Here is a 22,602-nt window from a genome sequence, read left to right on the forward strand (position 1 = left end):
TAACGTCGTTAGACGAGGTTGCGCGCCGCCAGACCTGCGGCGATCGCGGCGTTCAGCGCAGCGACGGCGGCGGTCGGCCCCTGGGGATGGGCCCAGACCCCGGCCGAGACGGCCAGGAAGTCGGCGCCCGCCGTGGCCAGGCCGGCGGCGTTGTCGGCGGTGATGCCGCCGATGGCCACCGAGGGAGTCTCCATCACCTCCTGCCAGATCGACAGGATTTCCGGATCGGCGGTGGTCGGGGCGTCTTTCGTCGTGGTCGGGAAGAAGGCTCCGAAGGCCACATAGTCGGCCCCGGCCTCGGCGGCCTCCATGGCCAGGTGGCGGCTGTCATGGCAGGTGACCCCGACCATGCGGTCCTTGCCCATCAGCTTGCGGGCGGCGGCGTAGGGGGTGTCGCCCTGGCCCACATGCACGCCGTCGCAGTCGAGGCTGGCGGCGAGGTCTGGCCGGTCATTGAGGATCACCGCCACGCCCTGGGCGCGGGCGATCGGCGCGAGGACCGCCACGGCCTGCGCAATCGCGGCGTCGGAGACGTCCTTCAGCCGGATCTGCAGCGCGGCCACGTCGCCGCCGTCCAGGGCCTTTTTCAGCTCAAGGCCGAAGGCGTCCAGGTCGCTCAGGGCCGGCGGGGTGATCAGATAGAGGCGGCAATCGAGGGTCATGACGCGGGAATTACGCCAATTCGCGCCAGCGCCCAAGTCGTCAGCCCAAAGGGTCACGACCTCGTCCGCTGCGAACCATAGTGAGAGTCAGTTGCAAAAGGCCGCATCCTTCGCTACATGAGAATGACACTCATTCGGCAAGGGCGTTGCTTCCGTGTACGTTTGCAACTGTAACGGCATCCGCGAGCGCGAAGTGCGCGCCGCCATCGACGCGGGCGCCAGCCGTCCGGCCGAGATCTTTCGCCAAAAGGGCTGTCAGGCCCAGTGCGCCAAGTGCGTGTGCGAGATGCGCCAGATGATCGAAGACAGCCGTCAGGCCCTGGCCTACGCCGCCGAATAGGTTTGGCCCGCCGCGCCACGATTTCCGTGAAAGCGCGAAACACTTGCAGACATAGCGGTTGAAGCCCGCCGCGCCTTGCCGCACGGTCGCCGCGACTCGCACTTCAAGGAGACCCGCCATGCAAGGCGATCCCGGAATTATCCGCCTGCTCAACGCGGTGCTCACCAACGAGCTGACCGCCGTGAACCAGTATTTTCTGCACGCGCGGATGTACGACAACTGGGGCTTCAAGCGCCTGGGCAAGATCACCTATGACGAGTCGATCGGCGAGATGAAGCACGCCGACAAGCTGATCAATCGCATCCTGTTCCTGGAAGGCCTGCCCAACCTGCAGGACCTGCACAAGCTGAAGATCGGCGAGACCGTGCCCGAGTGCCTGGCCTCGGACCTGGCCGTCGAGGTCGGCGGCCGCGAGACCCTGATCCCTGGCATCATCCAGTGCGAACAGGTCCGCGACTATGTCAGCCGCGAGCTGCTGCGCGAGATCCTCAGCGACACCGAGGAGCACATCGACTTCCTCGAAATGCAGCTGGGCCTGGTCAAGTCGATCGGCGAGCAGAACTATCTGCAGAGCGCCATGGGCGAACTGCCGGCCGGCTGACCTGTCAGGCGGCGCGCCTGGTGCGCGTCGCCGGCTCCAGGTTGAACTGGCCGACCAGTTCGGCCAGGCGTCCCGACTCTGTGCGCAGCGAATGCGCCGCCGCCGTCGTCTGCTCGACCATGGCGGCGTTCTGCTGGGTCATCTGATCCATCTGGTTGATGGCCACATTGACCTCGTTCAGGCCGGTCGACTGTTCCTGTGACGAGGCCGAGATCTCGGTCACCAGGGCGGCGATCTGGCCCACCCGCTCCAGGATGTCGCCCAAGGCACTGCCGGTCTGACCGACCAGGCCGACGCCTTCGCTGACCTTGGTCGAGGCCGTGCCGATCAGCACCTTGATTTCTCTGGCGGCCTCGGCCGAGCGCTGGGCAAGAGACCGCACTTCCTGGGCCACGACCGCGAAGCCGCGGCCGGCTTCACCGGCCCGCGCCGCCTCGACCCCGGCGTTCAGCGCCAGCAGATTGGTCTGGAAGGCGATCTCGTCGATGACGCCGATGATCTGGCTGATCTGGTTGGACGAGGTCTGGATTTCGCCGACGGCGCGGACAGCGGCGCCGACGGCCTGTTCGGTGGCCTGGGCCTGGCGACGGGTGTCAGCGACGATCAGGTCGGCCTTGCGGGCGCCGTCGGCGGTCTGGCGCACGGTCGAGGTGATCTGGTCCAGAGCGGCGGCGGTTTCTTCCAGGCTGGCGGCCTGCTGCTCGGTGCGGCGCGACAGGTCATCGGCGGCCTGGGCAATCTCGGCCGCGCCCGATCCCACACCGCTGGAGGACTGGCGGATCTGACTCAGCGTCTGGGTCAGCTTCTCGGCGGCGGCGTTGAAGTCGCCGCGCAGGCGCTCATATTCCGGCGCGAAGGCCGTTTCCAGTCGGTAGGCGACGTCGCCCGCCGACAGATGGTCCAGGCCCTGGGCCAGGCTGTGCATGGCGCTGTCGCGCTTCTGCTCGGCGGCGATGCGCTGATCCTCATTGGAGCGGCGGTCGCTCTCGGCGGTCCGGCGTTCCTCATCCTGCTCCTGGCGTAGCGCCCGGCGTTCCAGAACGTTCTCGCGGAACACCGCCACGGACTTGGCCATGTCGCCCAGCTCGTCGTGACGGCCGGCGAAGGGCACGGCGCGTTCGTAGTCGCCCGCCGCCAACTGGCCCATATACTGGGTGATGGCCTGCACCGGACGCACCACGCCGCGGCTCATGGCCCAGACGCCGCCGGTGATGACCGCGCCCAACAGCACGCAGAGCGCGCCCATCAGGCTCAGTTGCTGAACCTGCTTGGCCTGGGCTTCGGCCTCGATGCGGGCGTTGTCGGCGGCGATCAGGGGAACGATCTGTTCGACGGCCGTGCGATGGGCGTCGAAGGCCTTGGTCATTTGCGCTTCCTGGGCCGTAGCGGTCGCGGTGTCGCCGGCCGCCATGGCCTTGAACATGGCGTCCGCCGACGTCCAGACAATCTGGGCCTGCTGGTCGGACTCACCCAACAGCACGGACTTTACCTGCGGATCGAAATCGACGGCGCGCCAGAGGGCCAGGCGCGTGTCGTATTCGGCGCGATGCTTGACCAGTTCGTCAGTCGCATATTTCAGATCGGCCGAGCTGCCGGCGGCAAAGGCCAGTTTGGCGTCAAGATAGACGTCGATCACGTATAGCGGCGGGGGCAGGATGTCGGCGGTCAGGTCCTTGCCCGCCACGATCTTGTCGTACAGAGGGCCGCCCACGCGCACCGTCTCGACGGCGAACCAGGAAACGGCCGCCAGAACCAGGAGGCCGCCGGCAAGGCTCGCGCCAAACAGGTTCATTGCCCCAGACAATCGCAAACGCATTTCTTTGAGCCCCAATAGTTGCGGGTTAACGTGACACCGGTGATATAAACAGCGCCTTAAAACCTGAAATTAGATGCTCAAATTGAGTAGGTTTCTTGGATTGATGCTTAGTGAAAATTGCTCCATCGCCTGATGATGAAACGTAAAAAGACGCCGTTCGTGAACCGTCACCATCTGAGCCTGGGCGCGGACTATGCCCTGCGGATGATCCGGGTTTTTACCGATCTTTTCGACGGCGACATGGACCGGGCCCTGGTGTTCATCGCCGCCGCCCAGGCCGGTACTGAGCACCTGCGCGAGCAGGCCGATTATGTCGAACTGATCTCGGGAGAGTTCTTCCCCGACGAGATGCGCCGGCCGGTGAGCGTCTCGGCCCTGGCCCGGTCGCTGGGCATCCCCGTGGAGACCACCCGGCGCCATGTGGTCAAGCTGGCCAGCACGGGGTTTGCGCAGCGCACCGCGTCGGGCGGGGTGATTGTCACCTCGGAGATTCTGGCCCGCGAGGAGATCCGCCAGGCGGGACTGCTCAATCTGGGCGCCATGGAGGCCCTGATCGACGGCCTGACGCGCACGCCGGCCAACCGCTGATCAGGGACCGCCAATCAAACGGGGCGCCGCATGAAGGTCCGCGCGTCCTCGTCCAGCCCGCGCTCCAGATGCGCCCGGCGGATTTCCAGCAGGCCGGGCGTCAGGGCGACGTCGGCGATATCGATGAAGCCCAGCCGGCGATACCAGGGCGCGTTCCAGGGCACCTCGCGGAAGGTCGACAGGGTCAGGGCGCTTAGCCCGCGCGTCCGGGCTGTATCGGCGGCGGCGTCCAGCAGCCGCGCGCCGATCCTCTGGCCGGCGAAGGCGGGCAGCACGTCGATCTGCTCGATATAGAGCCCGTCCTCGACCGGCCGGAACATCACGAAGGCGATGGGCGCATCCGCGTCGATGGCGACCAGCAGGCCCCCGGCAGCGATGCGCGCCGCCAGGACCTCGGGCGACGACGGCTCGTCGGCGGCCAGGGCGTCCATCAGGCCGATGAACCGCTGGGCCGAGGCCCGCTCGATGGCGCGCACGGTTTCAATGTCTTCGGGGCGGGCGTCGCGCAGCGTCGGCGTCATGGTTCCTGCTCATCCTGGCGACCTCGGCGCTGGCGCCGGGCCCAAAACGCACCCATCATAAGGTTGTTGAGGCCAGGGCGGGAACCAAGCCTGTCCTGATCGGTTAGACAGCCTGTTTAGCGAGGAGTCCGGGCATGAGCATCCTGAACGGCAGACAGCACCGGGCGCACGCCCGTGCGGGCCGCGAGGCCTTTGAGGTCGAGGCCCGCGAGGAAAATCATCCCGCCGCCCAGATCGCGCTGGGAGCCCTGCTGGCCGGCGGCGCCATCCTGGCGGCCCTGGCCATGGGCCGTCGGCACGAGACCGTGCTGGACGACGCGATGTACGCGGTCGAGTTCGCCGAGATGCACGAGCCGGTCGCCCATCAGCCCAAGCCGCTGACCAGCCTGCTCCTGCCGCCGCTGTTCATCGCCATGACCCTGTCTGGCCTGCGCACCTGGAACGCGCCGGCCAGTCCGGCGCGCACGCGGGCCTTGACCCTGTGGAGCCTGACCCAGGGCTTCAACGCCCTGTGGCTGGGTTTGGGCGCCAAGCGCCTGGGCGGGCAGGTTACGGCGGCGACCGCGTCGCTGGCGGCCTCCACCGCCTACGCGATCGAGGCCCGCAAGGTCGGCGGCGGTACGGCGCCTGATCTGGGCTGGCTGGGTGTCGCCAACGCCCTGACCGCCCAGCTGTGGCGGCGGCCGCAGGGGCCGACCCTGCACTAGGGTTATTTCCGATAAGTATTGGGCGGTTATCGGACGGAAAAGTGTTCTAAACTTCCGATTTCTGGGCCGTCTTTACCTCGACGAGACCATCGGGGCGAATGCGGTTCCAAGCGGGCGGGGCCCGGTTCATTGACCATTCATGTGGTGAAGCTTTATCTCCGGGACACCGACTTGGGGAGTTTCTGACATGCGTCCGTTGTTGTTGTTTCCGCTCCTGGCGGGTGGCCTGCTTCTGGCCAGTTGCGCGACGATCAGCGAGGAGGCCTGCCTGCAGGGCGACTGGGCCGGCATCGGCTTCAAGGACGGCGAGGCTGGCCATCCGCAAAGCCGGCTGGACGAGCACGCCAAGGCCTGCGCCAAGACCGGCGTTGCGCCTGATCCCGCGCCCTATTTCGCCGCTCGCGCCCAGGGCCTGAGACTGTATTGCACGCCGGATCGCGGCTTTCGCGAGGGCCGCCTGGGCCACAGCTATGCCGGGGTCTGTCCCGAACCCGCCGCAGGCCGCTTCCTGCCGGCCTATGCCGACGGCCAGCTGGTCCATGCGGCGGCCGCGCGACTGAGCCAGGCGCGGTCCGATCGCGAAAGCGCCGACCGGCGCGCCGAAAAGCGCGATCGCGAAGCGCGCGGCGTCGAGGACGAACTGCGCAATCCCGCGCTCAACGACGAGCAGAAACGTGAACTTCGCGACCGGCTGAACCGCCTTCGCAGCGAGCGCCGCGCCGCCATCGAGGACGGCCGCCGCGCCGACTGGGCCATGCGTGACGCCGAGCGCGAAGTCAGCAACCTGGAATATCAGTTCAGGCCAATCTACGGCGGCTGGTAACGGGTCCGGCGCCGAGCCTAGCGTGAGGCCCGCCGGGCCTCACGCGCCGCGATCTGGTCCAGTCCCTTGAGGAGTTCGGCCGCGCCCTGGCCATCGGGCTGGACTCGGATGACCCGCAGAGCGGTGATGTGCAGGCCGATCAGGTCGTGATCGGCGCCGCCGCGCTCGTTCAGGGTGCGCACGATGTCGCCCAGTCGCTTGGCGACCCGGCACAGGGCGTTCAGCTGGAACATGCCCGCCAGACTCCCGATGCTGTCGGAGAGCCGGGCCAGGGCTTCAGCTGAGGCCCGGCTTCCAGCGTCGGCCAGTTCGCCGAGCGCCTGATCTATCAGCTGCAGCGCGGCTTGCCGGTGGGACTCCAGGCTGGCGTCCGCCCGGGCCAGGGCCTCGTCGACGGCCAGTCCGTCCGGGAGGTCCATGAAGCGGGTGAGGCGGCTGGGCTGGCTCATTGCAGAAGCGCCAGGGCGGCCTGACGCAGCGGGTCGATGGTCTCGGCCTGAACGCCGGCATTGCCGGGATTTTCACCGCTGCGGGTGCGGGGCGCCAGCGGTGCGGCGCTCCACAGGATCCGGTCCAGCAGGGTCGACGACGAGAAGGGCTTGGCCACGACATAGTCGGCCCCCACGGCCCGGGCTTCCTGGATCAGCTCCCGGGGCGTGTGTCCGGTCACGACGATGACCACCAGGGGCGGGTCAGTGGGCTGTTGTCGCTGGCGCATGCCGCGGATGAGGGCCAGGCCTTCGTCAGCTCTCGGAAAGGGATCCACCAGGATCAGGTCGACCTCTACGTCCTGGCTGAAGGCGTGGCTTTCCCCCAGGCTCTGGCATCGGTGAAGCTTTCGGAAGCCGAAGCCGGAAAGCATCAGGGCGGTAAGGTCCATGAAGCCGGCGTTTTCATCCACGATCAGGACGCTGGCCTCGCTGAAGTTGAAGGTCAGCTCCGCGCTTGCTGTTGGATCCGCCATGTCGCCGCTCCAGTTCGCCCAACCGTGTTACGTGACGATGAGGCGCGGCGAATAAAACAAGCTTAACGGGAATTATCTACGACAATAATACCCTGAGGCGTATTGTCGCACGACCGCTGCGGCGTTCAGTCGATCCGCAAAAGGCGATCCAGACTGAACCGGCCGCCGCCCTTGGCGAGGACCAAAAGCAGCAGGCCCGCCCAGGACAGGTGCGTGCTCCAGGCGTCGGGATAGACGAAGATCTCGATGACCAGGGTCATGCCCAGAAACGCGAGCGCGGACAGCCTCGTGAAGAGGCCCAGCACCAGCAGGATCGAGAACAGGTGCTCGCTGTAGGTCGCCAGATGGGCGGCGATGTCGGACGGGATCAGGGGCAGGGCGTATTCGTCCGAGAACAGCGAATATGTGCTGTCGGTGATGTGCAGCACGCCGTCGACCTTGGTGCGACCCGACAGCCAGAACACGCTGGCTACGCCCAGGCGGGCGACCAGGGTCAGGACGTCGTCGGGCAACAGCTTGCGGGCGATCTGCGCCAGGGTGTCGAGGGGTTTGAGCATGGCGGTGATCATGGCTTGGCTCCGGAAATGAGGTCGCCAAACACGCCGTCGGCGATCAGGGCGGCAAAGAGGGACTGCAGGTTCGCGTCGGGATCGGCCTGCGCCGCCTGGCCCATGGCCTCGGCGAGGGAGCCGCCGGTCCGGCAGGCGGCGAGGAAGGCGCAGTCGGCGGGACCCACCACGCGGTAGGCCACGGCAGCGCCCGATCGGCTCACCAGCAGGCCCTGGGCGGCTTCGGACAGTTCCAGGTCATCGCGGCCTTGGCGGGCGCCGGCCCAGAGGCTGGGCAGGCCGGCCTCGAACAGCGCGAACCTCGCTGACGGGTGCAGCGCAACCCGCGCCGCGCCCAGCGCCTGGGGCGACAGGGCGGCGAAGGCGTCTGCGCCCAGCGACGGCGCCTCAGCCGCGAACAGGGCCTCGGTCCACAGGCGGTCCAGATGGGCGACGCCGGCCAGATAGGGCAGGTCCCGGGCCGGTGGGAAGCGGTCCAGCCAGGCCGGGAAGGCCTCGCCATAGTCCAGCAAGGCGGCGCTGGCCGGCGGCGCCTCGCGGGCGAACAGGGCGGCGGCGGCGCGGAACCAGTCGTCTCCGACCAGGCTGGCGACGGTCGGGAAATTGGCGGCCAGGGCGTCGACGCAGCCCTTGGCGATGGTGTTGCGATAGACCGACAGACCCGTCTCGCCGGCCTCGCCTTCGGCCAGCCAGGGCGACAGGGCCGAGGGCGCGCCGCCCAGGGCCGCGACGAAGGCGTCCTGAAAGTCCAGCAGGTCAGACATGGGCGGGCTCCCGCCGCGCACGGTCCAGGGCCAGCTGGGCCCGGTCGCGCTCGGCCATCAGCACGGCAAAGGCGGGCACGTCGTCGTCGCGTTCGATCAGGGTGGGGCGCGGACCGATGCGGTCGATCAGGTGGAGATACAGCGTCCACACGCTTTCGGCGATCGGCGCGCCATGGGTGTCGATCAGCAAGCCCGAGCCGCCCTCGTCCTGGCCATGGCCGGCCAGATGGATTTCGCCGACGGCGGCGGCGGGCAGGGCGTCGAGATAGGCCTGCGCGCTGTAGCCCAGGTTATGGGCGCTGACGAAGACGTTGTTGACGTCGACCAGCAGGCCGCAGCCGGTCGTCTCGACCAGGGCGCGAAGAAACTGGGTCTCGTCGAGATCATGGCCCGTGAGCGGCAGGTACAGCGAGGGGTTCTCGACCAGCACGCGGCGACCCAGGGCGTCCTGCATGCGGCCGATATTGCCGGCGATGCGGGTCAGGGCCGCGCGGGTGCGGGGAAAGGGCAGCAGATCGGGCTGGTGGACGCCGCGATGGGTCGACCAGGCCAGATGCTCGGAGACCACGAACGGCTCGAAGCGATCGACCAGGGTCTTGAGGGCGGCCAGATGCTCGGGGTCCGGATCGGCGTCGGCGGCCAGCGACAGGCCCACGCCGTGCAGCGACAGCGGATGGCTCTGACGGATCGCCGCCAGGGCCGACAGGCGGGGTCCGCCGGCCGACATGTAGTTTTCCGGGTGGACTTCGAACCACAGGCCCGGCGCCGTCGCGGCGAGCGCGTCGTCATAGTGCTGGGGTTTCAGGCCGAGGCCGGCGGTCTGGGTCATTGGGGGGGCTCTAAGGTTGGACGGTCACCCGCCCCCTCCTGGCGGCTGCGCGGAGGGGGCAGGTGGCCGGGGCCGAACTACATCGCCTTGGGGGTCAGCGAGCCCATGCCCTTGGGGGTCTTCATCGTCACGCACGTGCCCTTGGCGACATGCTTCCAGGCGTCGCCCTGATAGTCGACCTTGGAGGTGCCGGCGCACGAGGTGCCCGCGCCCGCCTTGCAGTCGTTCTGGGCGGCCTTGGAGACGCCGTAGCACTTTTCCATCTCGGGCTTCTTGTCGGCGGCCATGGCGGCCCCGGCCGAGAGAGCGAAGATGGCGGCGAAGGCGGCGGAAGCGGTGCGGTTCATGGGATGGCTCCTTGGTGGGGTGGGAACCGGGTCCGTATGGCCGGTTCGAGGGGGAATACGGAAAGGGGGCGGCAAAGGTTACAGCGGTCGTCGAACAAATTATTCGACGGGACTTCGACAGCGGTTCCGGCTCACGCGCGGGCCGTGTAACCCTTTGGCCCTGACGCGCGAATAGGGGGATGCGTGACGGACACCGAAACCCGACTGAAGGCGCTGATGCTGCGCGGGTTGGAGGGCGACGCCCCAGCCTACCGCGAGTGTCTGGCCCTGCTCGGCGTTCGGCTTCGCGCCTATTTTGCGCGCCGGATGTCCGGCGCGCCCGGTGATGTGGAGGACATGGTGCAGGAGACGCTGCTGGCGGTGCATATCAAGCGGGCGACGTGGGACACGTCCCAGTCGTTTACCGCCTGGGCGCACGCCGTGGCGCGCTACAAGCTGATCGACCACTGGCGGCGGCGAAAGATCCGCCAGACCCTGCCGCTGGACGATCATTCCGAATTCCTGGCCGCCGAGGAGCATGATCCCGGCGTGGGGCTGGAACTGGATCGCGCCCTGGCCAGCTTGCCCGAGCGCCAGCGTGTGCTGGTCAGCGACGTCAAGCTGGTTGGGCTCAGCCTGGCCCAGGCCGGCGCCAAGGCCGGCATGACCGAAGGCGCGGCCAAGGTCGCCCTGCACCGTGCGCTAAAGGCCCTGGCCGAAAGGATGCGCCATGCGGACCGATGACCTGATCGACGCCCTGGCCGCCAATGCCGGCCCGGCGCCCGGCGGGCGGCCCGGGGGGCGCCTTGGCCTGCTGGCGGGCCTGGGCGGCGTGGCGGCCCTGATCGGGGTGCTAGTCTGGCTGAAGGTGCGACCCGACCTGATGGAGGTCATGCGGGGCGGCTTTTTCTGGCTCAAGGCGGCCTATACCGCCGCCCTGGCCCTGGCGGGCTATCTGGCGATCGAGCAATTGTCGCGGCCCACGGGCTCGGCCCGGCGGGGACTGGTCCTGGGCCTGATCGTACTGAGCGGCTTTGTCCTAGTGGGGCTGGTCCAGTTCGGGATGGCGCAGGATCCGATGGCCCTGCTGCGCGGCCAGTCCTGGACCCGCTGCTCGCTGAACATCCTCGCCCTGGGCGCGCCGACCACCCTCGCGGGTCTTTGGGTCGTGCGGGGGCTGGCGCCGACCCGCCCGGTTCTGGCCGGTTTCGCGACCGGCGCCCTGGCCGGCGGCGTCGCGGCCACGGTCTATGGACTGCATTGCGCCGAAAGCACCTTTGTCTTCGTCGGCGTCTGGTACAGCCTGGGCGTCCTGGCCTGCGGGGCCCTGGGCGCGGTTCTCGGGCGCTGGGCGCTGCGCTGGTGAGCAGCCCGGTCGGGCCTTGCGCCCGCTGTGATCACGTCTGGTTACGGTCCCATAACGGCGGTTGACAAGCGCTGGGCCAGATCTTCAACTGCCGTCGCCGAGATTGCGAGCCATACGCAAGCCCGGATCCCATAGCCGGTTCTGACACCTTGTGGGGAGGGTCGCCCTTGACGATAGACGACGCCCTCGTCCTCCCCGACGAGGCGCCGGCGGCCACACAATCGTGGTCGACAGGGACGCTTCAGACACGCCTTCTGGAAGTCGCTGCGGCGGGCGCGCTGGCCGCTCTGTTGCTGGTTCTGTTCTGGCTGAAGCCGCGCCCTGATTTCTGGGCGGCGATCAGCCATCCGTTCTTCTGGATCAAGGGTCTCTATACGGCCACCCTGGCCGCCATCGCCCTGGGCGGGGCGACGGCTGCAGCGCGTCCCGGGGCGCCGCTGTGGCCGGCCCTGGTTTCGGGCGGCGCCATGGTTGTCCTGATGACCCTCGCCGTCGCCTTCGAGGCCCCTGGCCTGGACGCGGCCCTGATTGCCCACATCTTCAATCCGGGCGGCGCCTTCAACTGCGTCTTCCACGTCTCCGTGCTGTCGGTTTCCATGCTGCTGGTCGCGGGGGTGGGCCTGCGCGGCGTCGAGATGGAGCGTCCGGGCCTGACAGGCCTGTTCGTCGGCCTGTTCAGCGGCGCGGTGGCTGCGACCATCTACGGCGTGCACTGCCAGGACTCGACGTTCCTGTTCGTGGCTCTTTGGTACAGCTTCGGGGTGGCCCTGTGCGGCGCTGTCGGCGCGGTCACGCTCAAGCTGATCAGCCGTCGCCTGCGGCCCGACCCGGCCGACAGCAGCGTCGTGGACGTATGAAAAAGGCCCCCCGGATCGCTCCGGGAGGCCCTCGTCTCATCAAGCGTTGAAGCCTATTCGGCTGCGACCTTGCCGGTCGTGGCGCCGAACTTGGCGTGCAGTTCGCCCGAGGCATAGCGCTTGGCCATGGTCGCGGTCGACAGCGCCTTGACCTTGTCGGCGTGGCCGGCCGAGCCGAACTCGACGAAGCGGGCCTGACAGACCTTGCGCATGGCTTCCTTGGCGGGCTTGAGATAGGCGCGCGGATCGAACTCGCCGGGCTTTTCCATCAGGATCTTGCGGATCGCGCCGGTCATGGCCATCCGGTTGTCGGTGTCGACATTGATCTTGCGGACGCCGTGCTTGATGCCGCGCTGGATCTCTTCGACCGGCACGCCCCAGGTCTGGGGCATCTCGCCGCCGTACTGGTTGATGATGTCCTGCAGGTCCTGCGGCACCGAGCTGGAGCCGTGCATCACCAGGTGGGTGTTGGGCAGGCGGCGGTGGATTTCCTCGATCACGTTCATGGCCAGGACGTCGCCGTCCGGCTTGCGCGTGAACTTGTAGGCGCCGTGGCTGGTGCCCATGGCGATGGCCAGGGCGTCGACGCCGGTCTGGCCGACGAAGTCGACCGCCTGGTCGGGATCGGTCAGCAACTCATCGTGGGAGAGCACGCCCTCGAAGCCGTGGCCGTCTTCGGCTTCGCCCATGCCGCTCTCGAGCGATCCGAGCACGCCCAGTTCGCCTTCGACCGACACGCCGCAGCTGTGGGCCATCTGGACCACCTTGCGGGTGACCTCGACATTGTACTCGTAGGAGGCCGGGGTCTTGGCGTCCTCCATCAGCGAGCCGTCCATCATCACCGAGGTGAAGCCGTACTGGATTGCCGTGGCGCAGGTTGCCGGGCCGTTGCCGTGGTCCTGGTGCATGCACACCGGAATGTGGGGGTAGATCTCGGCCAGGGCGTCGATCATGCGGGCCAGCATGATGTCGTTGGCATAGGACCGCGCGCCGCGCGAAGCCTGGATGATGACCGGCGAGTTGACGGCGTCGGCCGCCTCCATGATCGCCAGACCCTGTTCCATGTTGTTGATATTGAAGGCCGGCAGCCCGTACTCATGCTCCGCCGCATGGTCCAGCAACTGCCTAAGCGTGATCCTCGCCACGTGATATCTCTCCTGCAAGCTTGAAAGGTTTGGGTCGTTTCTTGTTTTTGGGGCGTGACGCTTTTGCGTTCTCTGCCCGGGTCGTCCGGTAGCTCACGCGGACCCCTCCCGGAGGTCCGCGCCTGAAAAATCTGGAACCCTAGGTGTTCAAAGCCGAGACACCGGGCAGGTCCTTGCCCTCCATCCACTCAAGAAACGCGCCGCCGGCGGTCGAGACGAAGGTCATGTCGCCCACGACGCCCGCGTGATTCAGCGCCGACACCGTATCACCGCCGCCGGCCACGGCGACGATCTTACCCGATTTTGCCAGCTGGGCGGCATGTTTCGCCGCCGCAACGGTCGCTTCGTCGAACGGCGGTACCTCGAACACGCCCAGCGGGCCGTTCCAGATCAGGGTCTTGCTGGCGTCCATGGCGGCCAGCAGGCGCTTGGCGGTCTCGGGGCCGGCGTCGAGGATCAGGTCGTCGGGCTGCACGTCGGCAAGGGCGCGGGTCTCGGCGTCGACGCCGGGCGCGACCTTCTTGGCCACCACCACGTCGACCGGCAGCAGCAGCTCGCAGCCGGCGGCCTTGGCCTTTTCGATGATCTGGCGGGCGGTGTCGGCCAGGTCCTTCTCGCACAGCGACCCCCCGACATCGTGGCCCTGGGCATAGAGGAAGGTGTTGGCCATGCCGCCGCCGATCGCCAGGCGATCCAGCTTGGCGACCAGGTTGTTGAGCAGGTCGAGCTTGGTCGAGACCTTGGAGCCGCCGACGATGCCGATCACCGGCTTCTGCGGATTGCCCAAGGCCGAGTCCAGGGCTTCCAGTTCGCGCTGCATGGCCAGGCCCGGATAGGACGGCAGGGCGCGGGCCAAGGCTTCGGTGGAAGCATGGGCGCGGTGAGCGGCGCTGAAGGCGTCATTGACATAGAGGTCGCCCAGAGCGGCCAGCTGCGCGGCGAAGGCCGGATCGTTCTTTTCTTCGCCCGCGTGGAAGCGGACGTTCTCTAGCAGGGCGACGCCGCCGGCCGGCAGGGCCGCGATGGTCTTGGCGGCTTCGTCGCCGATGCAGTCGGCAGCGAAGGCCACTGGCGCGCCCAACAGCTTGGAGAGCGGCTCGGCCACGAAGGCCAGGCTCATCTCGGGAACCACCTTGCCCTTGGGCCGGTCGAAGTGGGCCAGCAGCGCCACCTTGGCGCCCTTGCCGGTCAGGTACTGGATGGTCGGCAGGGCCGAGCGCAGCCGGGTGTCGTCCGAAATCTTGCCGCCCTCGACGGGCACGTTGAAGTCCACGCGGACCAGGGCGGTCTTGCCGGCGAGATCGGCGGTGTCGAGGGTGCGGAAGGTCATCGAGGTTATCCGTTCAATGAGAGGCGTCGATGGGTGGCGCGAAGAATGCCGCCGCCACCGAGAGCGCAAAGATCAGAGCAGGTAGGGCGACATGGGCGATATGCATGCGACGCCGCCGCGAGGCGTAGAGATGCAGTCCCAAAGCCCCAAGCCAGCACAACAGGGCGGCCAATTTCGCAGGGTAGGTTTCGAGTACGGGAAGGTCGAGCAGAGGCTTGGGCGCATTCGCAAGTTTGACGTGCGCGGCGATACTCGACCAGTGGAGCAAGCCCCACACACCTGCGAAACCCACTGGAAAGGCCGACAGGCAGAGAGCGACCGACACAATCCAAGTCCAGAGTCGGGCAAGCCTATGCGCCCGAACGGGTGGTTGTGCTGAAGCGATCGACATCTGCCCTCTGCGGTTGGGTTTAAGGAAAACCCCCGCCTCTCAGGGAGGGGCGGGGGTCTGGCAGGCTTTAGAGGAACTTCGCCATCACGAGCGCGGTGTCGCTCATGCGGGTCGCGAAGCCCCATTCGTTGTCGTACCAGCTGAGCACGCGGCCCAGCTTGCCTTCGATGACCTGGGTCTGGGCGAGAGCCGCCGTCGAGCTTTCGGCGATGTGGTTGAAGTCGGTCGAGACCAGGGCCTCGTCGGTGACGCCCAGCACGCCCTTCAGCGGGCCGGCGGCGGCGGCCTTCAGGGCGGTGTTCAGTTCCTCGACCGTGGTGTCGCGGCTGGGCACGAACTTCAGGTCGACGCACGAGACATTCGGGGTGGGAACGCGGATCGACGAGCCGTCCAGCTTGCCCTTCAGGGCCGGCAGCACCAGGCCCAGGGCCTTGGCGGCGCCGGTCGAGGTGGGGATCATCGACAGGGCGGCGGCCCGGCCGCGATACAGATCCTTGTGCATCGTATCCAGCGTCGGCTGGTCGCCGGTGTAGCTGTGGATCGTGGTCATGTAGCCGCGCTCGATGCCGACCAGGTCGTGGATGACCTTGGCGATGGGGGCGAGGCAGTTGGTGGTGCACGAGCCGTTGGAGACCACTAGGTCGGCGGCGCTCAGCACGTTGTCATTGACCTTGTAGACGATGGTCTGGTCGGCGCCGTCGCAGGGAGCGGAGACCAGCACGCGCTTGGCGCCGGCGGTCAGGTGGGCGCTGGCCTTTTCCTTGGTGGTGAACAGGCCCGTGCACTCGAACGCGATGTCGACGTTCAGCTCGGCATGCGGCAGCTCGGCCGGGTTGCGGATCGCCGTGACCTTGATCTTGCCCGTGCCGACATCGATCCAGTCCTCGCCCGAGGTCACGACGCCGGGGAACCGGCCGTGGACGCTGTCGTAGCGCAGCAGGTGGGCGTTGGTCTCGACCGGACCCAGATCGTTGATCGCCACGACTTCAATATCCGTGCGGCCGTGCTCGACGATGGAGCGCAGGACGAGGCGGCCGATACGGCCAAAGCCGTTGATGGCGACGCGAAGAGCCATGGTGGTCTTTCTCCTAACGATCGGACGCGGCCCAGAGGGACCAACGTTCCCTGATTTTGCAGGCGCGTTTTGCGGGCGGGGGCGGGGAAGTCAAGCCCAGCTCCGGTAACAACGCATGACAGAATACGGCCAAGGGCGATTTCATCACCCTATTGTCGCCGCAGCGGGTGGCGAAGCTGGTCCTGATCTATATGTTGCACCGCATGATTGGAACCCGCCGATGACCCTGGGCGAAACGAGCGCCCTCGACCTCGCCGCGCGCCGACTGGAGCGCGCCGTGGCTCAGCTTGAGCAGCGGCTGGCCGCGCGCGCGACCGTGGCTGTCGCCTCGGCGGCGGCGTCGTCCACGTCTTCGTCCGACGTTTTCGACGGCGAGGCCGCGCGCCTGCAGGCCGAGCTGGACGCCGCCCGCGAGCGCGAGCGCGCCCTGGAAGAAGCCGGCGCCCAGGCCTCGGTCGCCCTGGGCCGCGCCATCGCCGAAATCCGCGCCGCGTTAGGCGACGAGGGACCGGTCAATGACGACCATCCGTCCGACGACCTCGCCGATGCCGACGAGACCAACGAGCTTTTCGATGATCCGCGGGAGGCCTGACCCATGGCCCAACTGACCATCCAGGTGAACGGCCGGCCCTATACGGTCGGCTGCGAGGACGGCCAGGAGGCCCACCTCATGGAGATCGCCCGCCTGTTCGACCGTCAGGTCCGCCAGGTCAGCCAGGATGTCGGCCAGCTGGGCGAGACCCGCCTGTTCCTGATGGGCGCCCTGCTGCTGGCTGACGAGATGAGCGACCTGAAGCTGCGCCTGGCCCACGCCCAGAGCGAACTGGCCAAGCTTCAGGCCGAACGCAGCCGCACCGAGATCGCCGCCATCCGGGCGATCGACGCGGCGGCCGAGCGGATCGAGAAGCTGGCGGCGGAGTAGGCTGAACCGATATCGCACGTCCGCGTTGCACTTTGGGTTGTCTTGCCTCCAGACTCGCCTATCGTTGTGGTCAAGCTTGGTGGGGGCGGTCGATGCGTTTTGTTACGGCGTTTGCGTTTGTCTTTCTGGCGCTAGGCGGGCCCGCGTTCGGCGCGGATCCCACGACCGCCGCGTTCGGGGCGCGGGAGTACATCCAGCAAATCAGCCTTTCGCCCGACGGTCAGCAGGTGGCGATGATTGTCCCCGGTTCCGGACGGGGCTCCAAGCTGGTGACCATCAACATCGCGACCGGGGCGTCCAAGACCATCCTGGTCTCCAGCGGCGATCCCGAGCGGCTGACCTACTGCCGCTGGTCGACCAACACGCGCCTGGTCTGCCAGATCTACGCCATGGTCAAGAACGGCGAGAGCAAGGTGGGCTACACTCGCCTGCTGGCGCTCAACAGCGACGGCGGCGAGCTGAAGATGCTGACCGCCGAGAACAGCAACCGGGCCATCGGGGTAGCCCAGAACGGTGGCTCCATCGTCGACTGGTCGATCGACGACGCTGAGAGCGGGGTGCTGATGACCCGCGAGTATCTGGAGGAGACCGGCGTCAGTCGCACCACCAGGAAAGACGAGGGATTGGGCGTCGAGCGCGTCGATACGCTGACCCTGGTGCGAAAGACCGTCGAGAAGGCCTTCAGCACCGCCGTGGAATATATCGGTGACGGGCATGGGACGGTCAGAATCATGGGCATGCAGCCCACGCGGGGGAATTCCGGCTATTCCGGCGGCAAGATCTCCTATCTCTACCGCAAGCCCGACAGCCGCGAGTGGCTGCCGCTGGGCCAGCTGACCAGCGGTTCGGTCGGCTGGAGCGGGTTCAACCCCTACGCCGTCGATCAGAAGCTCAACGTCGCCTACGGTTTCGACGACAAGGACGGGCGCCAGGCGCTCTACAAGATCGCCCTCGACGGCTCGATGACGCGCGACCTGGTCTTGGCGCGACCGGACGTCGACGTCTCGGGCCTGGTGCGGATCGGGCGGCAGAACCGCGTGGTCGGCGCGTCCTTCGTCACCGACCGCCGGGAAACCGAGTTCTTCGATCCGGAGCTGCGCAAGCTGGGTCTGGCGATCGGCAAGGCCATGCCCGGACGGATCGTCACCTTCATCGACGCCTCGGCCGACGAATCCAAGCTCCTGCTGTTCGCCGGCGGCGACAGCTATCCGGGCGTCTACTACCTGTTCGACAAGACCACCCGGCAGCTCCAGGACCTGACGGCCGCCCGGCCGCAGCTGGAGGGGATGAAGTTGGCCACGGTGAAGGCGATCACCTATCCGGCGGCCGACGGCACGCAGATCCCGGGCTACCTGACCCTGCCGCCGGGCAGCGACGGCAAGAACCTGCCGGCGATCGTCATGCCGCACGGTGGCCCCAGCGCCCGCGACGACTGGGGCTTCGACTGGCTGGCGCAGTACTTCGCCCAGCGGGGCTTCGCGGTGCTGCAACCGAACTACCGGGGCTCCGCCGGCTATGGGGCCGACTGGTTCCAGAAGAACGGCTTTCAGTCCTGGCGCACCGCCGTCGGCGACGTCAACGACGGCGGCCGCTGGCTGGCGCAGCAGGGGATCGCCGCGCCGGGCAAGCTGGCCATCGTCGGCTGGTCCTACGGCGGCTACGCGGCGCTGCAGTCGAATGTGCTGGATCCCGACCTGTTCAAGGCCGTCGTCGCGATCGCGCCGGTCACGGACCTCGAACTGCTGCGGCAGGAGCACCAGAACTTCACCAACTACCTGCAGGTCAGCCAGTTCATCGGCAAGGGGCCACACGTGGCCGAGGGCTCACCGGCCCAGAACGCTGCAGCGATCAAGGCTCCGGTGCTGCTGTTCCACGGCGATCTGGACACCAATGTGGGGGTCGGCGAGTCGCGGTTGATGGAGCGCAAGCTCCGCGATGCAGGTCGCAAGGTCGAGTACATCGAGTTCAAGGGCCTCGATCACCATCTGAACGACGGTGCGGCCCGGACCGAGATGTTGGGTAAGGCCGACGCGTTCCTGAAGGTCTCGCTGGGACTCTGAGGATCGTGAGGGCCGCGACGGAACGCCCCTATCGCCGGGGGGAGCGAGCGCCTATATTCCTCAACGGCGGGTCTGCTGTGGCCCTCGTCGAAGATTTCTATTCCCAGGGACCTTAATCTCTCTATCGGGACCTGTTCCCTCCCGTGGCCGTGGCTGCGGGGACACGGGGCCCACCTGTACCAAACAGGTTCGAGTGGATTGAAACGTCTTCACGGTTCTTCATGGCGCCGCCACCCTTTCCCCGTTCGCCGAGGCGGTCATGAAATCCGGCTGGTTTGGACCCAAGCCCTTCGGTGGCGGCCCGCGGCCGACCGGATGGCAGGGCTGGTTGATCACCATCGTGTTTTTCATCGCGATGATCGCCACGGCCCTGATCACCGACGATCTGCGGCTTTGGGTCCAGGGGGCGCTGGTCGTGCTTCTGCTCGGCGTGGTCTGGCTGACCTATCGGGCCTCTGATCCGTCTTGACCCTCGCTGACCCTGCCGCCGCCAAGGCCACCCTGCGGATGTTCGTCCGCACACGGCGCAAGATCCTGGCCCGGGAGGTCCCGCAGGCCGCCTGGATGGTCGCCGAGGTCGGACGCGCGCCCCTGGCCGCCCGCTTTCCCCAGGCCAGCCGCCAGGTCGCCGCGCTCTATCATGGCGTGGGCTCGGAACTCTCGACCCACGTTCTGGCCGACGGCCTGGCCGCAGCGGGCTGGACCCTGGCCCTGCCCTCGGTCGAGGGCGAGGCCGGCCGCATGGTCTTCCGGATCTGGGACCGCACCCGTCCGCTGGTTCGCGACGCGATCGGGCTGCAGGCGCCGTCCATCGACCAGCCGCTGGTTCAGCCGGACCTGGTCGTCCTGCCGCTGCTGGCCTTTGACCGCCAGGGCCGGCGGCTGGGCCAGGGCGGCGGCTACTATGACCGGGCGCTGGAAGACCTGAAGGCCCGGCGCGATGTGTTCGCCCTGGGCCTGGCCTATAGCGGCCAGGAGACGGCGAATTTGCCGCATGAACCGCATGATCAAGCGCTGGACGCCATTCTCACCGAAAAAGAGTATATCGCGGTGAAAGTCTGAGGCTCACGCAGAGCCGCACCAAGGAATCTCTATGCGTTTTGCTTTCTTCGGCGACGTCGTCGGCAAGTCGGGCCGCGACGGTCTGGCCGATCATCTGCCCGCCCTGCGCCGTGACCTCGACCTCGAGTTCGTGATCATCAACGCCGAGAACGCCGCCGCCGGCTTCGGCATCACCGAGAACACCGCCCGCGAGCTGTTCGAGGCCGGGGCCGACTGCCTGACCCTGGGCAATCACAGCTGGGACCAGCGCGAGGCCCTGACCTACATCGTCCGCGAGCCCAGACTGATCCGTCCGGCCAACTATCCGATCCTGTCGGATGCGCCGGGTCGGGGCAGCCATCTGTTCCAGACCGAGCGCGGCCGCACCATCATGGTCATCAACCTGCTGGGCCGGGTGCACATGGACGCCATGGACGACCCCTTCGCCGCCGCCGACCGCGAGCTGGACAAGGCCCCGCTGGGCCAGGTGGCCGACGCGGTGGTGGTCGACATGCACTGCGAGGCCACGTCCGAGAAGATGGCCATGGGCCACTATTGCGACGGCCGCGCCTCGCTGGTGGTGGGCACCCACACCCATGTGCCCACCGCCGACGCCCAGATCCTCAACGGCGGCACCGCCTATCAGACCGACGCCGGGGCCTGCGCTGACTATGACAGCGTCATCGGCAATCAGAAGGAAGAGCCCCTGCGGCGCTTCACCACCAAGATCAGCGGCGGTCGCTATACCCCCGCCTCGGGTCCGGCGACGGTCTGCGGCGTGTTCGTGGAAACCGACGACCGTACAGGTCTCGCTGTGCGGGTCGAGCCGATCCGGGTGGGTGGGCGGCTGAAACCGACGGTGCCCACCGTCTAGAGTCCTCTCCCTCTGGGCGAGGACTAGATTTGAGTGACAGAACCCCGCTCAAGCGGCTAGAAGCGCGCCCACTCCACCTTCTTCAGATCAGAGACAGAGCCCCCGAATGGCCGGTCACTCGAAATTCAAGAACATCATGCACCGCAAGGGCCGCGCCGATGCCGCGCGCTCCAAGCTGTTTTCCAAGCTGTCGCGGGAAATCACCGTGGCGGCTAAGGCCGGCGTGGCCGACCCGAGCATGAACCCGCGCCTGCGCCTGGCCGTGAACAACGCCAAGGCCGAAAGCCTGCCCAAGGACGTCATCGACCGCGCGATCAAGAAGTCGCAGATGGGCGACGCCGCCGACTATTCGGAAATCCGCTACGAGGGCGTGGCCGCCGGCGGCGTCGGCATCATCGTCGAGGTGCTGACCGACAACCGCAACCGCGCCGCCGCCAATGTGCGCTCCTACTTCACCAAGCTGGGCGGCAATATGGGCGCGACCGGCTCGGTGGTGTTCAACTACGACCATGTCGGCCAGATCACCTATCCGGCCAAGGTCGCTAGCGAAGACGCCATGATGGAAGCCGCCATCGAGGCCGGCGCCGACGACGTCACCTCGGACATGGACGAGGAAGGCGAAGGCCACACCATCTACACCGCCTTTGAGGACCTCAACGAAGTGGCCGCCGCCCTGGAAGCCAAGTTCGGCCCCGCCGGCAACACCAAGATCGCCTGGCGTCCGAAGATGCAGGTTCCGGTGACCGGCGACAGCGTCACCACCCTGATGAAGCTGCTCGACATGCTCAACGACGATGATGACGTCCAGAACGTCTATTCGAACGAAGAGATCAGCGACGAGGATCTGGCGGCGCTGGGCTAGACGCCCCAAGCGCCGCGCCGGTTGCGGTCCCGGGTCTTCCCCGGGATGCCAGGCGCACAGCGCCCTTCTCTCTGTCATGCCCCCTCGGCTACACTGAGCGCATGACCCTGCGCGTGCACATTGATACCGACTGCGGCGTGGACGACGCCCTGGCGCTGGCGATGCTGGCGCGAGCGCATGACAGTATCGAGGTGGGCTCGGTCTCGGCGGTGTTCGGCAACACCTATGTCGACCAGGCCGCCGCCAACGCCCGGGGGGTGTTGCGGCTCGCCGGCTGCGGGGCCGAGGTCTATATCGGCGCGGGGTCTGGCCTGGCCAAGCGGCGGGTCGAACGCATGCGGCCGGCGCATGGCGCCGATGGGCTGAACGGCGCGGGGTTTTCGCAGCGCTGGAAACTGCCCGAGCTGGATCGCGGCCATGGCGTCAGCCTCCTGGCCTTCGCCGCCCGTCGCCGGATCACCGGCCTGTTCCTGGGCCCCCTGACCAACCTGGCCCAGGGCCTGCTGGACGATCCGGTCGCCTTTCGGGACTGGCGGCCGACCATCATGGCCGGCGCCTTTGTCGTCGAGGGCAAGGCCGCCGGCGGGGCCGACTTCAACAGCTGGAGCGATCCGGAAGCCCTGCAGCGGATTCTCGAGGCCGGGGTTCGCCCGCGTCTGATGCCGATGGATATCTCCAGCCGGATCACCCTGAGCCGCGCGGCGCTGGAGGCCGGCGCGGCCTGTTGCGGCTCGCCGCTCTCGGCCCGGCTCAACCGGGCGGTGGGCGGCTATATCGACTTCCACGCCCAGGTTTGGGGCACAGTGGAGGCCTGCCATCCGCATGACGCCGTGGCCGCCGCCAGCCTGATCGCGCCGGACGCCTTCACCTTCGAGCCGGCGCGGTTGCGGGTGTCGGTCGACGGGGTGCGCCAGGGCCGTATCGAACGCATCGACGGCGCGCCCAACGCCGAGGTCTGCGTGGGCGTCGATGTCGCGGCGGTGGAAGCGCTGATCGTGGCGACGTTGTTTGGGACCAGGGCCGTGGCGACCTGACAGATCCTCCCCTTTTGGGGGAGGTGGCCCGGAGGGCCGGAGGGGGCCACGCGGCGCCAATCCAGATGGCGCAAAGCATATCTACGCCTGCGCTGCCCCCTCAGTCGCTTCGCGACAGCTCCCCCAGAGGGGGAG

General features: G+C 67.6%; 29 protein-coding genes. 16 read left to right on the forward strand and 13 right to left on the reverse strand.

The features are described from left to right. Positions 1-8: 8 nt before the first annotated feature. Positions 9-662 carry a thiamine phosphate synthase gene (gene thiE, locus ACN2C7_RS03505; protein WP_419319883.1) on the reverse strand — a complete coding sequence of 218 codons (654 nt, stop codon included), beginning with the start codon at positions 660-662 and terminating at the stop codon, positions 9-11. A gap of 154 nt (positions 663-816) precedes the next feature. Here thiE and ACN2C7_RS03510 point away from each other — a divergent pair, with 154 nt between their 5' ends. Both ACN2C7_RS03510 and bfr read left to right on the forward strand, forming a co-directional pair. Further along, on the forward strand, positions 817-1,002 hold the full coding sequence (locus ACN2C7_RS03510) for a (2Fe-2S)-binding protein (protein ID WP_419319885.1): 186 nt from the start codon (positions 817-819) through the stop codon (positions 1,000-1,002). 118 nt (positions 1,003-1,120) lie between these two features. Further along, positions 1,121-1,603: a bacterioferritin gene (bfr, locus tag ACN2C7_RS03515; protein ID WP_419319887.1), complete on the forward strand. Its 483-nt coding sequence runs from the start codon at positions 1,121-1,123 to the stop codon at positions 1,601-1,603. Between the two features lie 4 nt (positions 1,604-1,607). Here the strand turns inward: bfr and ACN2C7_RS03520 are convergent, their stop codons facing one another. Beyond that, a complete protein-coding gene (locus ACN2C7_RS03520; protein WP_419319889.1) occupies positions 1,608-3,395 on the reverse strand; it encodes a methyl-accepting chemotaxis protein in 1,788 nt (595 codons plus the stop codon). A gap of 183 nt (positions 3,396-3,578) precedes the next feature. Here ACN2C7_RS03520 and ACN2C7_RS03525 point away from each other — a divergent pair, with 183 nt between their 5' ends. Beyond that, entirely contained in the window at positions 3,579-4,007 is a 429-nt protein-coding gene (locus tag ACN2C7_RS03525; RefSeq protein WP_419319891.1) for a hypothetical protein, read from the forward strand. A 14-nt stretch (positions 4,008-4,021) separates the two neighbouring features. Here ACN2C7_RS03525 and ACN2C7_RS03530 read toward each other — a convergent pair whose 3' ends face one another. Beyond that, positions 4,022-4,528, reverse strand: coding sequence for a GNAT family N-acetyltransferase (locus ACN2C7_RS03530; RefSeq protein ID WP_419319893.1), 507 nt, complete (start codon positions 4,526-4,528; stop codon positions 4,022-4,024). 134 nt (positions 4,529-4,662) lie between these two features. Here ACN2C7_RS03530 and ACN2C7_RS03535 point away from each other — a divergent pair, with 134 nt between their 5' ends. Both ACN2C7_RS03535 and ACN2C7_RS03540 read left to right on the forward strand, forming a co-directional pair. Then, a complete protein-coding gene (locus ACN2C7_RS03535; RefSeq protein ID WP_419319895.1) occupies positions 4,663-5,235 on the forward strand; it encodes a tryptophan-rich sensory protein in 573 nt (190 codons plus the stop codon). A gap of 187 nt (positions 5,236-5,422) precedes the next feature. Beyond that, positions 5,423-6,058, forward strand: a complete 636-nt coding sequence (locus ACN2C7_RS03540) for a DUF2799 domain-containing protein (RefSeq protein WP_419319897.1) — start codon at positions 5,423-5,425, stop codon at positions 6,056-6,058. Positions 6,059-6,075: 17 nt separating this feature from the next. Here ACN2C7_RS03540 and ACN2C7_RS03545 read toward each other — a convergent pair whose 3' ends face one another. The 6 genes from ACN2C7_RS03545 to ACN2C7_RS03570 all read right to left on the reverse strand — a co-directional run bounded on the left by ACN2C7_RS03545 (position 6,076) and on the right by ACN2C7_RS03570 (position 9,531). Beyond that, a complete protein-coding gene (locus tag ACN2C7_RS03545; protein ID WP_419319898.1) occupies positions 6,076-6,507 on the reverse strand; it encodes a chemotaxis protein CheE in 432 nt (143 codons plus the stop codon). After that, on the reverse strand, positions 6,504-7,022 hold the full coding sequence (locus tag ACN2C7_RS03550) for a response regulator (protein ID WP_419319899.1): 519 nt from the start codon (positions 7,020-7,022) through the stop codon (positions 6,504-6,506). The genes ACN2C7_RS03545 and ACN2C7_RS03550 overlap by 4 nt, the downstream gene beginning before the upstream one ends. 125 nt (positions 7,023-7,147) lie before the next feature. Continuing rightward, positions 7,148-7,591, reverse strand: coding sequence for a DoxX family protein (locus ACN2C7_RS03555; protein ID WP_419319900.1), 444 nt, complete (start codon positions 7,589-7,591; stop codon positions 7,148-7,150). Further along, on the reverse strand, positions 7,588-8,355 hold the full coding sequence (locus ACN2C7_RS03560; protein WP_419319901.1) for a putative DNA-binding domain-containing protein: 768 nt from the start codon (positions 8,353-8,355) through the stop codon (positions 7,588-7,590). The genes ACN2C7_RS03555 and ACN2C7_RS03560 overlap by 4 nt, the downstream gene beginning before the upstream one ends. Next, positions 8,348-9,184 carry a DUF692 domain-containing protein gene (locus ACN2C7_RS03565; protein WP_419319902.1) on the reverse strand — a complete coding sequence of 279 codons (837 nt, stop codon included), beginning with the start codon at positions 9,182-9,184 and terminating at the stop codon, positions 8,348-8,350. The genes ACN2C7_RS03560 and ACN2C7_RS03565 overlap by 8 nt, the downstream gene beginning before the upstream one ends. Positions 9,185-9,261: 77 nt before the next feature. Then, positions 9,262-9,531: a DUF2282 domain-containing protein gene (locus ACN2C7_RS03570; protein ID WP_419319903.1), complete on the reverse strand. Its 270-nt coding sequence runs from the start codon at positions 9,529-9,531 to the stop codon at positions 9,262-9,264. A 183-nt stretch (positions 9,532-9,714) separates the two neighbouring features. On the opposite strand from ACN2C7_RS03570, the gene ACN2C7_RS03575 reads away from it, so the two are divergent. From ACN2C7_RS03575 to ACN2C7_RS03585, 3 genes are all read left to right on the forward strand, one after another. Beyond that, entirely contained in the window at positions 9,715-10,254 is a 540-nt protein-coding gene (locus ACN2C7_RS03575) for a sigma-70 family RNA polymerase sigma factor (protein WP_419319904.1), read from the forward strand. After that, complete coding sequence (locus ACN2C7_RS03580) at positions 10,241-10,876, forward strand: NrsF family protein (RefSeq protein WP_419319905.1); 636 nt, start codon at positions 10,241-10,243, stop codon at positions 10,874-10,876. Before ACN2C7_RS03575 ends, ACN2C7_RS03580 begins: the two co-directional genes overlap by 14 nt. A 167-nt stretch (positions 10,877-11,043) precedes the next feature. After that, positions 11,044-11,733: an NrsF family protein gene (locus ACN2C7_RS03585; RefSeq protein WP_419319907.1), complete on the forward strand. Its 690-nt coding sequence runs from the start codon at positions 11,044-11,046 to the stop codon at positions 11,731-11,733. Positions 11,734-11,786: 53 nt separating this feature from the next. On the opposite strand, the gene fba is transcribed toward ACN2C7_RS03585, so the two are convergent. From fba to gap, 4 genes are all read right to left on the reverse strand, one after another. Further along, positions 11,787-12,878 carry a class II fructose-bisphosphate aldolase gene (gene fba / locus ACN2C7_RS03590; RefSeq protein ID WP_419319909.1) on the reverse strand — a complete coding sequence of 364 codons (1,092 nt, stop codon included), beginning with the start codon at positions 12,876-12,878 and terminating at the stop codon, positions 11,787-11,789. A 139-nt stretch (positions 12,879-13,017) separates the two neighbouring features. After that, positions 13,018-14,208, reverse strand: a complete 1,191-nt coding sequence (locus ACN2C7_RS03595; protein WP_419319910.1) for a phosphoglycerate kinase — start codon at positions 14,206-14,208, stop codon at positions 13,018-13,020. 13 nt (positions 14,209-14,221) lie between these two features. Then, entirely contained in the window at positions 14,222-14,533 is a 312-nt protein-coding gene (locus tag ACN2C7_RS03600; RefSeq protein WP_419319912.1) for a hypothetical protein, read from the reverse strand. A gap of 133 nt (positions 14,534-14,666) precedes the next feature. Next, entirely contained in the window at positions 14,667-15,674 is a 1,008-nt protein-coding gene (gap, locus tag ACN2C7_RS03605) for a type I glyceraldehyde-3-phosphate dehydrogenase (RefSeq protein WP_419319913.1), read from the reverse strand. A gap of 220 nt (positions 15,675-15,894) precedes the next feature. Between gap and ACN2C7_RS03610 the strand changes: the two genes are divergently transcribed. From ACN2C7_RS03610 to ACN2C7_RS03645, 8 genes are all read left to right on the forward strand, one after another. After that, entirely contained in the window at positions 15,895-16,266 is a 372-nt protein-coding gene (locus ACN2C7_RS03610) for a DUF4164 family protein (RefSeq protein ID WP_419319914.1), read from the forward strand. 3 nt (positions 16,267-16,269) lie between these two features. Beyond that, positions 16,270-16,596, forward strand: a complete 327-nt coding sequence (locus ACN2C7_RS03615; RefSeq protein ID WP_419319915.1) for a cell division protein ZapA — start codon at positions 16,270-16,272, stop codon at positions 16,594-16,596. Positions 16,597-16,688: 92 nt separating this feature from the next. Beyond that, positions 16,689-18,656: an alpha/beta hydrolase family protein gene (locus tag ACN2C7_RS03620; protein WP_419319916.1), complete on the forward strand. Its 1,968-nt coding sequence runs from the start codon at positions 16,689-16,691 to the stop codon at positions 18,654-18,656. A 259-nt stretch (positions 18,657-18,915) separates the two neighbouring features. Then, positions 18,916-19,125: a hypothetical protein gene (locus ACN2C7_RS03625; protein WP_419253298.1), complete on the forward strand. Its 210-nt coding sequence runs from the start codon at positions 18,916-18,918 to the stop codon at positions 19,123-19,125. Next, positions 19,122-19,718 (forward strand): 5-formyltetrahydrofolate cyclo-ligase, encoded by a 597-nt coding sequence (locus ACN2C7_RS03630; RefSeq protein WP_419319917.1) that lies wholly within the window; start codon positions 19,122-19,124, stop codon positions 19,716-19,718. Before ACN2C7_RS03625 ends, ACN2C7_RS03630 begins: the two co-directional genes overlap by 4 nt. A gap of 31 nt (positions 19,719-19,749) precedes the next feature. Next, a complete protein-coding gene (locus tag ACN2C7_RS03635; protein ID WP_419319918.1) occupies positions 19,750-20,571 on the forward strand; it encodes a TIGR00282 family metallophosphoesterase in 822 nt (273 codons plus the stop codon). Positions 20,572-20,677: 106 nt separating this feature from the next. After that, the gene (locus ACN2C7_RS03640; protein ID WP_419319920.1) at positions 20,678-21,433 is read left to right on the forward strand and encodes a YebC/PmpR family DNA-binding transcriptional regulator; all 756 of its coding nucleotides are present in this window, start codon (positions 20,678-20,680) and stop codon (positions 21,431-21,433) included. A gap of 101 nt (positions 21,434-21,534) precedes the next feature. Continuing rightward, entirely contained in the window at positions 21,535-22,467 is a 933-nt protein-coding gene (locus ACN2C7_RS03645) for a nucleoside hydrolase (protein WP_419319921.1), read from the forward strand. The last annotated feature ends 135 nt before the right edge of the window (positions 22,468-22,602 follow it).

Origin of the sequence: Caulobacter sp. ErkDOM-E (genome assembly GCF_048541895.1) — a bacterium.
Lineage (GTDB): Bacteria > Pseudomonadota > Alphaproteobacteria > Caulobacterales > Caulobacteraceae > Caulobacter.